Origin of the sequence: Brachybacterium tyrofermentans, assembly GCF_039526165.1 — a bacterium.
In the GTDB taxonomy this organism is placed as follows: domain Bacteria; phylum Actinomycetota; class Actinomycetes; order Actinomycetales; family Dermabacteraceae; genus Brachybacterium; species Brachybacterium tyrofermentans.
In genome coordinates, this window is sequence record NZ_BAAAIR010000025.1 from 144,576 (window position 1) to 158,308 (window position 13,733).

General features: G+C 69.1%; 13 protein-coding genes, 1 tRNA gene and 1 other RNA gene. 6 read left to right on the plus strand and 9 right to left on the minus strand.

The window, feature by feature from the left end; translation table 11 throughout:
• Positions 1-53 precede the first annotated feature (53 nt).
• Both ABD093_RS04970 and ABD093_RS04975 read right to left on the minus strand, forming a co-directional pair.
• Positions 54-1,391 carry a glutamine synthetase family protein gene (locus ABD093_RS04970; RefSeq protein WP_343922831.1) on the minus strand — a complete coding sequence of 446 codons (1,338 nt, stop codon included), beginning with the start codon at positions 1,389-1,391 and terminating at the stop codon, positions 54-56.
• A 112-nt stretch (positions 1,392-1,503) separates the two neighbouring features.
• The gene (locus ABD093_RS04975; protein ID WP_343922833.1) at positions 1,504-2,163 is read right to left on the minus strand and encodes a hypothetical protein; all 660 of its coding nucleotides are present in this window, start codon (positions 2,161-2,163) and stop codon (positions 1,504-1,506) included.
• A gap of 203 nt (positions 2,164-2,366) precedes the next feature.
• Here ABD093_RS04975 and panB point away from each other — a divergent pair, with 203 nt between their 5' ends.
• A complete protein-coding gene (gene panB / locus ABD093_RS04980; RefSeq protein ID WP_319021542.1) occupies positions 2,367-3,194 on the plus strand; it encodes a 3-methyl-2-oxobutanoate hydroxymethyltransferase in 828 nt (275 codons plus the stop codon).
• Positions 3,195-3,310: 116 nt separating this feature from the next.
• Here the strand turns inward: panB and ABD093_RS04985 are convergent, their stop codons facing one another.
• Positions 3,311-3,505 carry an SPOR domain-containing protein gene (locus tag ABD093_RS04985; protein WP_343922835.1) on the minus strand — a complete coding sequence of 65 codons (195 nt, stop codon included), beginning with the start codon at positions 3,503-3,505 and terminating at the stop codon, positions 3,311-3,313.
• 37 nt (positions 3,506-3,542) lie between these two features.
• On the opposite strand from ABD093_RS04985, the gene map reads away from it, so the two are divergent.
• Both map and ppgK read left to right on the plus strand, forming a co-directional pair.
• A complete protein-coding gene (gene map, locus ABD093_RS04990) occupies positions 3,543-4,430 on the plus strand; it encodes a type I methionyl aminopeptidase (RefSeq protein ID WP_343922837.1) in 888 nt (295 codons plus the stop codon).
• A gap of 149 nt (positions 4,431-4,579) precedes the next feature.
• Positions 4,580-5,398, plus strand: a complete 819-nt coding sequence (gene ppgK / locus ABD093_RS04995; protein ID WP_343922839.1) for a polyphosphate--glucose phosphotransferase — start codon at positions 4,580-4,582, stop codon at positions 5,396-5,398.
• 116 nt (positions 5,399-5,514) lie between these two features.
• On the opposite strand, the gene rnpB is transcribed toward ppgK, so the two are convergent.
• Positions 5,515-5,879, minus strand: an RNA gene (gene rnpB / locus ABD093_RS05000) — RNase P RNA component class A.
• Positions 5,880-6,009: 130 nt separating this feature from the next.
• Here rnpB and yaaA point away from each other — a divergent pair.
• Positions 6,010-6,789 (plus strand): peroxide stress protein YaaA, encoded by a 780-nt coding sequence (gene yaaA / locus ABD093_RS05005; protein ID WP_343922841.1) that lies wholly within the window; start codon positions 6,010-6,012, stop codon positions 6,787-6,789.
• A 20-nt stretch (positions 6,790-6,809) separates the two neighbouring features.
• Here the strand turns inward: yaaA and ABD093_RS05010 are convergent, their stop codons facing one another.
• From ABD093_RS05010 to ABD093_RS05020, 3 genes are read right to left on the minus strand one after another with little or no spacing between them, the layout of a single operon-like run.
• Complete coding sequence (locus ABD093_RS05010; RefSeq protein WP_343922843.1) at positions 6,810-7,661, minus strand: Nif3-like dinuclear metal center hexameric protein; 852 nt, start codon at positions 7,659-7,661, stop codon at positions 6,810-6,812.
• The gene (sufU, locus tag ABD093_RS05015; protein ID WP_343922845.1) at positions 7,661-8,134 is read right to left on the minus strand and encodes a Fe-S cluster assembly sulfur transfer protein SufU; all 474 of its coding nucleotides are present in this window, start codon (positions 8,132-8,134) and stop codon (positions 7,661-7,663) included. The genes ABD093_RS05010 and sufU overlap by 1 nt, the downstream gene beginning before the upstream one ends.
• Positions 8,131-9,408 (minus strand): aminotransferase class V-fold PLP-dependent enzyme, encoded by a 1,278-nt coding sequence (locus tag ABD093_RS05020; RefSeq protein WP_343922847.1) that lies wholly within the window; start codon positions 9,406-9,408, stop codon positions 8,131-8,133. The genes sufU and ABD093_RS05020 overlap by 4 nt, the downstream gene beginning before the upstream one ends.
• 123 nt (positions 9,409-9,531) lie before the next feature.
• On the opposite strand from ABD093_RS05020, the gene ABD093_RS05025 reads away from it, so the two are divergent.
• Entirely contained in the window at positions 9,532-9,834 is a 303-nt protein-coding gene (locus ABD093_RS05025) for a hypothetical protein (RefSeq protein WP_193117085.1), read from the plus strand.
• Positions 9,835-9,990: 156 nt separating this feature from the next.
• Here ABD093_RS05025 and ABD093_RS05030 read toward each other — a convergent pair.
• Both ABD093_RS05030 and ABD093_RS05035 read right to left on the minus strand, forming a co-directional pair.
• Positions 9,991-10,064: transfer RNA gene (locus ABD093_RS05030), tRNA-Val, on the minus strand.
• Between the two features lie 78 nt (positions 10,065-10,142).
• Positions 10,143-10,562, minus strand: coding sequence for a DUF3052 domain-containing protein (locus ABD093_RS05035; protein WP_193119403.1), 420 nt, complete (start codon positions 10,560-10,562; stop codon positions 10,143-10,145).
• 386 nt (positions 10,563-10,948) lie between these two features.
• On the opposite strand from ABD093_RS05035, the gene aceE reads away from it, so the two are divergent.
• The gene (gene aceE, locus ABD093_RS05040; protein WP_193119402.1) at positions 10,949-13,693 is read left to right on the plus strand and encodes a pyruvate dehydrogenase (acetyl-transferring), homodimeric type; all 2,745 of its coding nucleotides are present in this window, start codon (positions 10,949-10,951) and stop codon (positions 13,691-13,693) included.
• The last annotated feature ends 40 nt before the right edge of the window (positions 13,694-13,733 follow it).

The following is a 13,733-nucleotide window of genomic DNA, read 5'->3' on the forward strand; positions in this document are numbered from 1 at the left end:
TGCGCTCCCTCGAGGTCAGGTGCGGGCAGGTGCAGGCAGGAGCTCCCGGGGTCTCAGACCCGGCTGAAGGTCGAGGCCAGCTCGTGATCGGTCACCTGTTCGCGGTAGCGATCCCATTCCTGCTTCTTATCGCGCAGGAAGAACTCGAAGACCTGCTCGCCGAGAGTCGCCGCCATCAGCTCCGAGCTCTCGAAGTTCTCCAGCGCGCGGAACAGGTCGGTGGGCAGCGGTTCGATGCCCATGGCACGGCGCTCCCGCTCGGAGAGGTCCCAGACCGCATCCTCGGCGCCCTCGGGCAGCTCGTACTCCCCCTCGATGCCCGCCATCCCGGCGGCCAGCAGGGCGGCGAAGGCGAGATAGGGGTTGGCGGACGAGTCCAGCCCCCGGAACTCGACGCGGGAGCTGGTCCCCTTGGTGGGCTTGTGGAACGGCACCCGAACCAGCGCGGAGCGGTTGTTGTGGCCCCAGCAGATGTAGCTCGGGGCCTCCTGCGCGCCCCACAGCCGCTTGTAGGAGTTCACCCACTGGTTGGTGACCGCGCTGTACTCGGGAGCATGGCGCAGCAGCCCGGCGATGAACTGCCGGCCGATGCGGGAGAGGCCGTACTCGGCGCCCGGCTCGTGGAAGGCGTTCTTGCCGCCCTGGAACATCGACAGGTGGGTGTGCATGCCCGAGCCGGGCTGGTCGATCATCGGCTTGGGCATGAAGGTCGCGACCTGTCCCATCGACAGGGCGACCTCCTTGACGACCGTGCGGAGGGTGACGATGTTGTCCGCCGTGGTGAGCGCATCGGCGTAGCGCAGGTCGATCTCGTTCTGGCCGGGACCGTTCTCGTGGTGTGAGAACTCGACCTGGATGTTCATCGCCTCCAGGTGCTGGATCGCGGTCCGACGGAAGTCCTGCCCCTGCCCGCGGTGCACGTGGTCGAAGTATCCCGCGCTGTCGATCGGGCGCAGCCTCTCGCCCTGCCGGTACGGCTGCTCGAAGAGGTAGAACTCGATCTCGGGATGGGCGTAGAACTCCAGGCCCTTCTCCTCGGCGCGGGAGAGCGCCTCGCGCAGCACGCGGCGGGGGTCCGAAGCGGCCGGCTCGCCGTCCGGGGTGAGCACATCGCACATCATCCTGCCGGTCGCGTTGGTCTCGCCGCGCCACGACAGCAGCTCGAAGGTGCCGGGGTCCGGGCGCAGGATCATGTCCGACTCGTAGCTGCGGGTGAGGCCCTCGATCGTGGAGCCGTCGATCCCGATGCCCTCGGTGAACGCCGCTTCGAGGTCCGACGGGGAGATCGCGATGGACTTCAGCGTCCCCGCGATATCGCAGAACCACAGGCGGATGAACCGCACGTCGCGATCGGAGACCGTTCGGATGACGTCGTCGTGGAGATGTTCCATGCGCTCAGTCTGCCCCAGGATGCGCCGCCCGACGACAGCACGACGCCCCGACATCCACAGCGGATGTCGGGGCGCGATGTGGTCGTCCGAGGACGACCGCTGCGGCTGACGATCACATAGGAGCCTGGATGTAGAACTCGCCGTCGTCGGCCTTGATCACGTTCATGCCCATCTCCTGGCCGGCCATGGAGACGGCTGCGGTGCCGTCGCCGTTGTCCGCCAGCTCGATCATGGAGGCATCGATCGCGTCGAACATGCCCGGCTGGAGCTCGAGCCCCTGCTGCTCGAACCCGGCCTCCAGGCCCGGTGCACAACCGGTCAGGAACTCCTCGCTGGGTGCGCCCTTCGTCGAGGGGTCGTAGATCATCTCGCAGGCGGCGGCGGTGTCGTCATCGAGGGTCTGCAGGAATACGACGAACGTCTCGCTCGCGGCCGTCAGGTCCTCGTCGCTCAGCGAGGCGGCGACGTCCCCGCCCCCGTCCGAGGCCGCGGTGTCGCCGCCGGCCGCCGCGGCGTCATCCCCACCCGCGTCCGAAGCGCCGTCGTCCTCGGCAGCGCCGTCATCCTCAGCCGCGCCGTCGTCCTCTGCCGCGCCGTCGTCCTCAGCGGCGCCGTCATCCTCGGCGGGCTGTTCCTTCTCGTCCGCGGGCTTCTGCTCGCCCTCGTCGCCTCCCCCGAGAAGGCTTCCGCAGCCCGAAGCGCCCGCGACGATGGCGAGAGCTCCCAGACCCGTTGCCGCACCCCGCAGTGACTTGCGCATGATCGACGTCATTTCCATATCCTCCATCTCGGCGCCGGCACCGATACCGACTGGAGGCAACTCTGGCATGAACGACTATCGGACTGCCAGGGGGAGAACTCCCCATCACCGATAGGCTGAGCGTGCGCCGCACCCGCTGGTCCGCCACGGACGACCCGTCCCCGCGAGGACCGCAGGATGTCCGCATCACTCAGCCACCCGTCCAGGAGCACATCGTGAGCACCCCCTCCGGCACCGGCCCCGTCGGCCCGGCCAAGGTCCGTATCCGTCATCTGCACGACGCCAAGGACCGCGGGCGTCCCTTCTCGATGCTGACGGCCTACGACCAGTACTCGGCGCAGGCCTTCGAGGCGGCCGGGATCGACGTGCTGCTGATCGGTGACTCCGTGGGCACCACGGTGCTCGGCCATTCCTCGACCACCGCGACCACCCATCAGGACATGCTCACCTTCACCGGTGCCGTGGCCCGTAGCGTCCACCGCCCGCTGATTGTGGCGGATCTGGCCTTCGGCACCTACGAGACCGGCCCGGCCGACGCCGTGCGCCATGGCGTCGAGCTGATCCGCGCCGGTGCGGAGATGGTCAAGCTCGAGGGCGGGCGCGCGATCGTGCCGCAGATCCGCGCGCTCGTCGAGGCCGGGATCCCGGTGATGGGCCACCTCGGGTTCACCCCGCAGTCGGTCAATGCGCTCTCCGGGCACCGGGTCCAGGGCCGGGATGCCGCCGGAGCCGATCAGCTGGCCGAGGATGCCCTGGCGATCCAGGAGGCCGGCGCCTCCGCGATCGTGCTCGAGCTCGTCCCTGCACAGGTCGCCGCACGCATCACCGAGGTGGTGACGGTCCCGACGATCGGGATCGGGGCAGGGCCGTCCTGCGACGGCCAGGTGCTGGTGTGGCAGGACATGGCGGGCCTGTCCGGTTTCCACGGGAAGTTCGTCAAGGCGTTCGCGGATCTGCGCCGTGACCTCACCCACGCCGCCGAGCAGTACCGGGTCGAGGTCGCCGAGCGCTCCTATCCCGGACCCGAGCACTCCTTCGACTGATCAGCACCGCGCTCCGCCCGCCGCATGACACCGCCCCGGTGACCGCGAGAACCTGCTCGTGGTCACCGGGGCGGTGCCCTGCCCGGGACGTTCCGCGAGGCGATGCCCGCCAGGCACTACGCCTCGTCGGTGCCCTCCCAGGCATCGTTGTCCTGCTCCCACTTCTCGTTGCGGGCCGCAGCGGTCTTCAGCGCCTGCTGAGCCTCCGCCCGCGAGGCGTACGGGCCCATCAGGTCCGTCGCCGGTGATTGCCGACCCTCCTCCACGCTGCCCGTGCTGAGGTTGTAAAAGAACTCCGTGCCGTCGGTCACGTCGGTCTCCTTCCGCGTCGATGAGAGACTGGTGGGTATGACTGTAGAGCAGGTGTGGTTCCGTCCAGAAGGCCGCGACGAGCTGGTGCCCGGCACCGTCGGCCCCCGACGCACGGTGCCCGCGCGCATCGAGCGCCCCGAGTACGTGGGCAAGGACGAGGCGGTCTCCGACTCCGGGCCCCGCGTCCAGACCCCCGAGATCATCGAGCGGGTGCGCGAGGCGAGCCGCATCGCCGCCCTTGCACTCCAGGCCGCCGGTGAGGCCGCCGAGCCCGGCGTCACCACGGACCACATCGACGCCGTGGTGCATGACGTGCTGGTCGAGAACGGCGCCTATCCCTCGACGCTCGGCTACCTCGGATTCGAGAAGTCGTGCTGCACCAGCCTGAACGAGGTGATCTGCCATGGCATCCCGGACTCCACGGTGATGCAGTCCGGGGACATCCTCAACGTCGACGTCACCGCCTTCCTCCACGGCGTCCACGGAGACACCAACGCCACCTTCGCGGTCGGAGACATCGATCCGCGGGCGCAGCAGCTGATCGACATCTCCCACGAGGCGATGATGCGCGGGGTGAAGGTCGCCAAGCCCGGCCGTCAGGTCAACGTCATCGGTCGCGTGATCGAGAAGTTCGTGGCCCGCCACGGCTACGAGTCGGTGCAGGACTACACCGGGCACGGCGTCGCCGAGGGCTTCCACAACGGACTCGTCATCCCCCACTACGACTCGGCCCCCCTGTTCGACGACGTCATCGAGGAGGGCATGACCTTCACGATCGAGCCCATGGTGACGATCGGGTCGCAGTCCTGGGAGCAGTGGGACGACGGCTGGACCGTGGTCACGAAGGACCGCTCCTTCACCGCCCAGTTCGAGCACACGATGCTCATCACCGCGGAGGGCCCCGAGCTCCTCACCGTCGTCTGACGCCCCCGCTCGACGGCCCGCCGCCCGGTTCCCGGACCCGGGGGCCGATCACGCCCTGCTCCCGGTATCGTGAACGCACCGTAGGGGCCCCGACGACGGGGCCCCGCCGGGCGGTCCCTCCGCCCGGTTCACCGCGATCAGGAGTGGCGATGGCCAAGGCGAAGCACCGCACAGCGTTCGGGATCGACATCGGCGGGAGCGGGATCAAGGGCGCGCCCGTCGATCTCAAGAAGGGCGATCTGGTGGCGGACAGGATCCGTCTGACGACCCCGCAGCCCTCGACACCCGATGCGGTCGCCGATACGGTCGCCGAGCTCATCAGCTCCTACGACATCGCCGACGGCATGCCGGTGGGCGTCACCTTCCCCGCCGTCATCCAGAACGGCGTCGCGCTCACGGCGGCGAACGTCGACGACGCCTGGATCGGGACCGACGTCGATGCGCTGCTCACCGAACGCACCGGTCACGACGTCTTCGTGGTCAACGACGCCGATGCCGCGGGCATCGCCGAGATGGAGTTCGGGGCGGGTCGTCGATCCTCCGGGGTCGTCCTGGTGATCACCCTGGGCACCGGAGTGGGCAGTGCGATGTTCGTGGACGGGAAGCTGGTCCCCAACACCGAGCTCGGGCACGTGCTGCTGCACGACGACGACGCCGAGAAGTACATGGCCAGCTCCATCCGCGAGAAGGAGGACCTGGACTGGGAGACCTGGGGCGGGCGCCTGCAGGAGTACTTCTCCCACATCGAGTTCCTGTTCTCGCCGACGAAGATCATCGTGGGCGGCGGCATCTCGAAGAAGCACGAGAAGTTCCTGCCGCTGCTGGATCTGAAGGCCGAGATCGTCCCGGCGAAGCTGCGCAACGAGGCCGGGATCATCGGTGCCGCAGTGCTGGCCCGCAAGGAGCAGAAGGCGCTGGAGAAGGGCGAAGAGGGCACCGAGGACAAGAAGCCCAAGAAGCACAAGTAGTCCGAGAAGGACACGAAGAGCTCGTCGAAGTAGCTCGTCGAAGGAGGTCCTCGCCGCGAGGAGTCCCCGCTGACCCGGGACGCGCACGGATGCGCGGCCCGGGTCAGGACGTGGGGCGGACCAGCCGGCCTGTAAGCCGGGTTCTGTTATCGGCAGCCATCCATCTCGCATCGCCGTTGCCGACGACCTCCAGCGGTCTACCCGGGAACTCGGGCCGGCGCCCTCGAACATTCCCTGTCTGACCTTGCTCCCGGTGGGGTTTACCATGCCGACCTCGTCACCGAGGCCGCGGTGGTCTCTTACACCACCCTTTCACCCTTACCGCCGGCGTCCCGAGGGGCGCTGGCGGCGGTCTGCTCTCTGTGGCACTGTCCCGCGGATCACTCCGGGTGGGCGTTACCCACCACCGTGCCGGATGGAGCCCGGACTTTCCTCGGCCCCGAGGCGTGAGCCCCGAGGACGCGACTGCCCGGCCGACTGGTCCGCCCCGGAGTCTACGCCGATCCGTGCCGTCGGCCGCCATCACGATCAGCGCTCCCCACGCCCTGACGTGCGGAAGGTCTCGCGGGTCCGGGAACCCGGATCGGGTGGCCGCGACCGAGAATGGTGGAGTGCTGATCCTGCTTCCCCCTTCGGAGACCAAGACCCGCCCGGTGCACGCGGAGGCCGCGCCGCTCGATCTCGACGCGTTCGGGATGCCGGAGCTCACCGACTCCCGCCGCATGATGCTGCGCGCCGCTGTGCGCACCGCCGCGGCCCGTGGCGGAGCGGACAAGCTCGGCGTCCCGGCCTCCTCCCCCGAGCTCGTGGAGCGGATGGCGCAGCTCGAGGAGGAGCCGACGGATGCGCCGCTGACCGTGTACTCCGGGGTCCTCTACGACCAGCTGGACCCCGCCCTCGTCCTCGGCGACGACCGACGGATCCTCGTGCAGAGCGCGCTGTTCGGGCTCGTGGACGCGGCGACCGACCGGATCCCGGCCTACCGGCTCTCGGCAGCCTCGACGGTGTCGCGCCTGGGCCGGGCTGGTTCCTGGTGGACGTCCCGCTTGAAGCCGGTGGCCGCACGCCTGCGCACCGAGCTCGCCGCGAGCGGCTCCCCGCTGGTCATCGACAGCCGATCCGGCTCCTACCGCTCGATGATGACCATGCGCAGTGCGGACGGCGTCCGAGTGCTGGAGGTCTCCCCCGTGCAGGAGCGCGGAGGAGTGCGGAAGGTGATCTCCCACGATGCGAAGCGGTACCGCGGGCTCGTCACCCGCGCGCTCGTGCAGGCCGAGCACACTCCGACGACGGCCGACGAGGTCGTCGACGTGGTCCGTGCCGCGTTCGGCGCTGCGCTGCAGGTCGAGCTCGACGGCGACCGGCTGGTCGTCGTGGACCGGGTGGGCTGAGTTCGGCGGGATGGGTGTCCTCAGCCGGCGCGGCCGCCCCACGGATCCGTGGTCTGCTCGCTGATCAGCACCTCCAGCTCCGGGGCGGTCTCCGCGAGCAGCTCCTGCGCGAGAGGCAGCCAGAGGGCCTCGCTCGCCGCATGGGGGACGTCGACGAGTGCGGGCACGGCGAGGTGATCCGCGGCGGTCTCCAGATGCTCGAGCGCGGGATGATGCCGCAGATCCGAGGTGATGTACGCATCGACCTCGGCGGCGACGGCAGCCTCCAGGAAGGAGTCTCCGGCGCCGGGGCACACGGCCACCGTGCGGACCTCGCGCTCGGGATCCCCGGTGTGCACGATGCCGCGCGCGGTGGCCGGGACGATGTCGGCGACCGCGGAGGTCAGGGCTGCGACGGTCGTCGGGGCCGGGAGAGCACCGACCGCACCGAGACCGAACAGTGCCGAGCCGTGGGCGCCGTCGTCGGCCTCACGGCCCGGTGCCAGCGGGCGCGCATCGCGGAGGTCGAGGGCGCAAATCCAGGCCCCGACGGTGCCGCGGGTGGACCGGTCCACGTTGGTGTGCCCGCACCACAGAGCGGTGCCGGCTCGCAGCAGATCGGTGACCACTGCGCCCTTGCCCTGATCCGCCGGCAGGAAGCTCGCGCCCCGCAGCAGCAGCGGATGGTGGGTGATCAGCAGCTGCGCTCCGAGGTCGACCGCCTCCCGGGCCACGGCGACCGTGGGATCGACGGCCAGCAGCACCCGGGTGACCTCGGCGGTGCGCCGCCCGAGCACCAGGCCCACGCGGTCCCAGTCCTCCGCCCAGGCGAGCGGGAACGCGTCCTCCAGGATCCCGGTGACGGAGCCGACGGTCGCAGACTGCTCGGGCATCACGACTCCAGAGTCCGGATCTCGACGAGCGCCGCCTGATACGCCTTCCACGGCATGAGGACGCACTTGACCCGGGCAGGGAACTTCGCCGCGCCCAGCAGGGCCACGCCGTCACCGATCAGGGCCTCGTCGCCCTCGATCCGGCCGCGGGATCCCATGGCCGCCTCGAAGTGCTCACGCACGGGCTCCACCTGATCGACGGTCTGCCCGATGAGGAGGTCCGCCATGATCGACGCGGCGGCGCGGCTCATGGCGCAGCCGATCGCCTCGTAGGAGACGTCCTCGATGCGCTGCTCCTGGCCGTGGCCGTGGCCGTGGCCGGAAAGCTGCAGGCGCAGCGTGATCTCGTCGCCGCAGGTGGGGTTCACGTGGTGGACCTCCGCCTGGAACGGTTCGCGCAGCCCCGCATGCAGGGGACGCTTGTCGTGCTCGATGACCAGCTCGGTGTAGAGGGAGTTCAGGGCAGAGCTCATGAGAACGCTCCGAAGAAGTCGGCGGTGTGCGCGACGCCCGCGATGAGGGCGTCGACCTCCGCGGCGGTGGTGTGGACGGAGAAGCTGGCCCGAGTGGTGCCGTGCAGACCGAACCGGCGGTGCAGCGGCCACGCGCAGTGGTGGCCCACCCGTACCTCGAGGCCGAGGGAGTCGAGCACCTGGCCGACGTCGTGCGGATGCCGGCCGGCGAGATCGAAGGACACCGCGCCCGCGCGGTCCGGCCCGGCCGCCGGGCCGATGATGCGCACGCCGTCGATGCCTGCCAGGCCGCGCAGCGCACGGTCGGTCAGCGCCTGCTCATGCTCGGCGATGACACCCATGCCGAGGGCGGAGAGATAGTCGCAGGCCGCCGCCAGGCCCACGGCCTGGCTGATCGGCGGGGTGCCGGCCTCGAAGCGGGCGGGCGGCTCGGCGTACGTCGAATGGTCGAGATGGACGATCTCGATCATCGAGCCGCCGGTGAGGAAGGGCGGCATGGCCGCAAGATGCTCGTAGCGGCCCCACAGCACCCCGATGCCGGTGGGTCCGAGCATCTTGTGCCCGGACAGCGCCACGAAGTCGACGCCGAGCTCGGCGACGTCGAACGGCATGTGCGGCGCGGACTGCGCGGCATCGAGCACGGTGAGCGCGCCGACGGCCCGAGCAGCCTCGACCAGCCGCGCGACCGGGTTGACGGTGCCGAGCACGTTGGACTGGTGGGCGAAAGCCACCACCCGGGTCCGTTCGGTGAGCAGCGACTCCAGGTCCGTCAGATCCAGGGTGAAGTCATCGGCCATCGGGATCCAGCGCAGCGTCGCCCCGGTGCGCCGGGCGAGCTCCTGCCACGGCACCAGGTTGGCGTGGTGCTCCATCTCGGTCACCAGGATCTCGTCGCCCTCGCGCACCCGCAGATGCGCCGGGGTCGAGGCGTCACCGTTGCCCAGGGAGTACGCGACGAGGTTCAGCGCCTCCGTGGCGTTCTTCGTGAAGACGACCTCATCGGGCGAAGGGGCACCGAGGAAGCGCGCGACGGTCTCTCGTGAGTCCTCGTAGGCATCTGTCGCCGCCGACGCCATCCGGTGCGCTCCGCGTTTGACGGCGGCGTTGTCGTGGGTCAGATAGGCGACCTCGGCATCGATGACCTGACGGGGGCGCTGCGAGGTGGCACCGCCGTCGAGGTAGATCATCGGGGTCTCCGGATCCAGCATGCGACCCAGGATCGGGAAGTCAGCCCGGATCGCCTCGATGTCGAACGGTCTGCTCGGTGCATTCACCTGCGCGTTTCCTCCTCCATGCGATGCCGTGGGCGGGGCTCTGACCAGGACCGGAAGGGACTGCTCGGCCCGCGCACGACGCTGATCCCAGTATAGGAACCGTCCAGGCTGCGCCGGGCTGCCGTGAGACGCTGTCCACACCAGTCCTCGCCCGTCCCGTTCATTCTCGGAGGATTCGCCATCGACACCCTCATCCTGCTCGCCTTCGGCGTCGCCACCATCGGCATCCTCGCGGTGGCGATCTACCGGATGATCTCCCTGCGCCGACGCACCCGTGACGAGGCACGTGCGGCCGGATACCCCTCCGGCGAGATGCCCCGCACCGAGGAGCAGAAGGCGCGGGACGGGCAGACGGCGAAGATCTGGGGCTGCCTCGTGCTGCTGGTGCCCTGCGCACTGGTCCTGCTGTACGTCGTCTCGCGCTGAGCGGGGCGGGCGTTCCCGCTGTCGTGCCCAGGAGCGGACGGGAGCCTGCCCTGTCGCCACGGCACTCCCCGCGGCCGTGTGCTCAAAATACGCTCGACGACGCCGAAAGACCCCTGACTCCGCACTCCCGGTGCAGGTCAGGGGCCTTCTCGTGGGTGGGTCGTGAGGGGCTCGAACCCCCGACCTCCTGGGTGTAAACCAGGCGCTCTGACCAACTGAGCTAACGACCCGAGCGGGGCTGGACGCCCCTCATCCTCCGCAGAGGGAGGGCTCGCACCCCGCGAACGGGGTGCAGATCATGCGGGAGATCAGTTGGTGCGGCTCGCGAGGCGCGTACCGGTCCAGTCCTGAGCCAGGCTCACCGTGCTCATCACGCGGAGACCGGCGGTGCCGGCGCTCTCCTGGATGTCCGCCGGGGCGACGTGGCCGTCGCGGCCGGCCTTCGGGGTGAGCACCCACACGGGAGCTCCCGGTGCGAGGGTCGTGAGCGTGTCGACCATGGCGTCGGTCAGGTCACCGTCACCCTCGCGCCACCACATGATGACGCCGTCGACGATCTCCTGGCAGTCCTCGTCCTCGAGCTCGTCACCGAGGACGTCCTCGATCGCATCGCGCAGGTCGAGATCGACATCGTCGTCATAGCCGAATTCCTGCACGATCTGACCCGAGGTAAAGGCCAGCGCCTCGGCAGGAGAGCTGGACGAAGGGGCGTCGGCCGACGGTGACAAGAAAGAGCTCCTCACAGGTTGGGATAAGAAATCGCAGCAGCATCGGGGGCGCTGCGGGCGCCGGGACCGAACTGTGCGGGCCCAATGCTATGTCACGAGCCGACCCACCGCACTTCGAGCAGGCACGTGGGTGAGATTAGCCAGGAGGGCGCGCCCGGACACCGCAGTCCCCTCCCCCGGCATGCCACCCTCGTCGCACCGACGAGGGTGGGACTCCCAGCACCGTGGCGGGTGTTCGGCGTCTCACATGTGGGGAGGACTTGTGAAGGCTCCCAGCGCCTTTCGCAACGGTAGGCTTGCCGGAACCGAGGCCGAGGAGCCGTGCCCACCGGCGCTCCACAGCTCCCCACGGCCGGTCCATCGCCTCCCGTAGAGAGAAGGACATCGTGACTTCGCACGAGACCCCTCGCCCCATCGGCATCAACCTGCCCAGTCATGCGCAGGATCCGGATCCGGAGGAGACGCAGGAATGGATTGACTCGTTCGACGGCCTCGTCGAGCATCGCGGCTCGGACCGCGCCTCCGAGGTCGTCCAGAGCCTGATCCAGCATGCCCGTGACCAGGATCTTCACCTGCCCGACTCCCTGGCGACCGATTACGTCAACACCATCGCGGCCGATGAGCAGCCCCAGTACCCCGGGGATGTGGAGCTCGAGAAGGAGCTGCGCAACATCAACCGCTGGAACGCCGCGATGCTGGTGCACCGCGCGCAGGCTCCCGGCATCGGGGTGGGCGGCCACCTCTCCAGCTACGCCTCGATCGCCACGATGTACGAAGTCGGCTTCAACCACTTCTTCCGCGGCCGCAACCACCCCGGTGGCGGCGATCACATCTTCTTCCAGGGCCACGCCTCCCCCGGCATCTACGCCCGCGCCTACCTCATGGGTCGGCTCGGCCAGGAGGACCTCGACGGCTTCCGTCAGGAGTTCTCCAGCGAGCACGGGATGCCGTCCTACCCGCACCCGCGCGCCATGCAGGACTTCTGGGAGTTCCCCACGGTGTCCATGGGCATCGGCCCGGTCGCCGCGATCGAGCAGGCCTCCTTCGACAAGTACCTCACCAACCGTGGCCTCAAGGACACCAGCGAGCAGCACACCTGGGCGTTCCTCGGCGACGGCGAGATGGACGAGGTCGAGTCCCGCGGCGCGCTGCACATTGCCGCCAAGGAGCACCTGGACAACCTGACCTTCGTCGTGAACTGCAACCTGCAGCGCCTCGACGGCCCGGTGCGCGGCAACGGCAAGATCATCCAGGAGCTGGAGAGCCAGTTCCGCGGCGCCGGCTGGAACGTCATCAAGGTGATCTGGGGCTCCGGCTGGGATCCGCTGCTGGAGTCCTCGACCGACGGTGCGCTCATCGACCTGATGAACGTCACGCCCGATGGCGACTACCAGACGTACCGCGCCGAGAACGGCGCCTTCATCCGCGACAACTTCTTCGGTCGCGATCCCCGCACGAAGGCCCTCGTCGAGGACCTCTCGGACGATGACATCTGGTGGAAGCTCAACCGTGGCGGCCACGATGCCAAGAAGATCCACGCCGCCTTCCAGGCCGCGATGGACCACAAGGGCCAGCCCACCGTGATCCTCGCCCACACCATCAAGGGCTACCGCCTGGGCAAGAACTTCGCCGGCCGCAACGCGACCCACCAGATGAAGAAGTTCACCCTCGAGGACCTCAAGGCACTGCGCGACACGCTGCGCATCCCCTTCAGCGATGAGCAGCTCGAGAGCGGCAGCGTCTACGACGCGCCGCTGTACATGCCGGCCGACGACACCCCGGTCATGAAGTACCTGAAGTCCCGTCGCGGAGAGCTCGGCGGCCCCGTCCCCTCGCGCAGCACCGAGCACAAGGCGCTCGACCTGCCCGGGGACAAGGCCTACGAGGTGATGCGTCGCGGCTCCGGCAAGCAGGAGATCGCCACCACGATGGCCCTCGTGCGCCTGCTCAAGGACCTCATGCGCGACAAGGAGACCGGCAAGCGCTGGGTCCCGATCGTTCCCGACGAGGCTCGTACCTTCGGCATGGACTCGCTGTTCCCGACGGCGAAGATCTACAACCCCGACGGTCAGAACTATCTCTCGGTGGATCGCGATCTGCTCCTGGCCTACAAGGAGTCCACCTCCGGCCAGATCAAGCACATGGGCATCAACGAGATCAGCTCCACCGCGGCCTTCACCGCAGCGGGCACCTCGTACGCCACGCATGACTTCCCGATGATCCCGTTCTACATCTTCTACTCGATGTTCGGGTTCCAGCGCACCGGTGACTTCTTCTGGGCAGCCGGCGATCAGATGGCCAAGGGCTTCGTGATCGGCGCGACCGCCGGAAAGACCACGCTGGCGGGCGAGGGACTGCAGCACATGGACGGCCACTCGCCGATCCTGGCCTACACGAACCCCGGCACGGTCATCTACGACCCGGCCTACGGCTACGAGCTCGGCCACATCATCCGTGATGGCCTTCAGCGCATGTACGGCGAGGACGACCGCCTGCAGGAGGTCTTCTACTACATCACCGTGTACAACGAGCCGATGGTGCAGCCGGCCGAGCCCGAGGGCCTGGACGTCGAGGGGCTCCTCAAGGGCATGTACGTGCTCGACGACGCCCCCGAGGGCGACGGGCCCCAGACCCAGCTGCTCGCCTCCGGCGTCGGTGTGCCGTGGGCCCGCCATGCCCGCCAGCTCCTGCTCGAGGACTGGGGCGTCCGCGCCACGGTCTGGTCCGTGACCTCGTGGGCGGAGATGCGCAAGGACGCCCAGGAGGCGGAGAAGCACAATCTGCTGAACCCCGAGGACCCGCGCACCCCGTGGATCTCGCAGCGCCTGCAGGGCGTCGACGGCCCGTTCGTCGCGACCTCCGACTACGACTTCCTGGTCCCGGACCTGATCCGCGAGTGGATCCCCGGCCAGTACGGCGTGCTCGGAGCCGACGGCTGGGGCTTCTCGGACACCCGTCCGGCGGCCCGCCGTCACCTGAAGATCGATGCGCACTCCATGGTCGTCAAGGCCCTGCAGCTGCTCGCCCGCGAGGGCAAGGTCGATCCGTCCCTCGTGCGTCAGGCGATCGACAAGTACGACCTGACCAACGTCAACGCGGGCCAGTCCGGCTCCTTCGGCGGCGAGTCCTGATCACCCCACCGGCTCGCCCCTCCTGCGGGAGGGGCGGGCC

Bases quoted from the DNA above. Each gene is read 5' to 3' on its own strand.
- ABD093_RS04970 (WP_343922831.1), bottom strand. From the start codon at position 1,391: ATGGAACATCTCCACGACGACGTCATCCGAACGGTCTCCGATCGCGAC.
- ABD093_RS04975 (WP_343922833.1), bottom strand. From the start codon at position 2,163: ATGACGTCGATCATGCGCAAGTCACTGCGGGGTGCGGCAACGGGTCTG.
- map (WP_343922837.1), top strand. From the start codon at position 3,543: ATGACTGTAGAGCAGGTGTGGTTCCGTCCAGAAGGCCGCGACGAGCTG.
- ppgK (WP_343922839.1), top strand. From the start codon at position 4,580: ATGGCCAAGGCGAAGCACCGCACAGCGTTCGGGATCGACATCGGCGGG.
- ABD093_RS05010 (WP_343922843.1), bottom strand. From the start codon at position 7,661: ATGCCCGAGCAGTCTGCGACCGTCGGCTCCGTCACCGGGATCCTGGAG.
- sufU (WP_343922845.1), bottom strand. From the start codon at position 8,134: ATGAGCTCTGCCCTGAACTCCCTCTACACCGAGCTGGTCATCGAGCAC.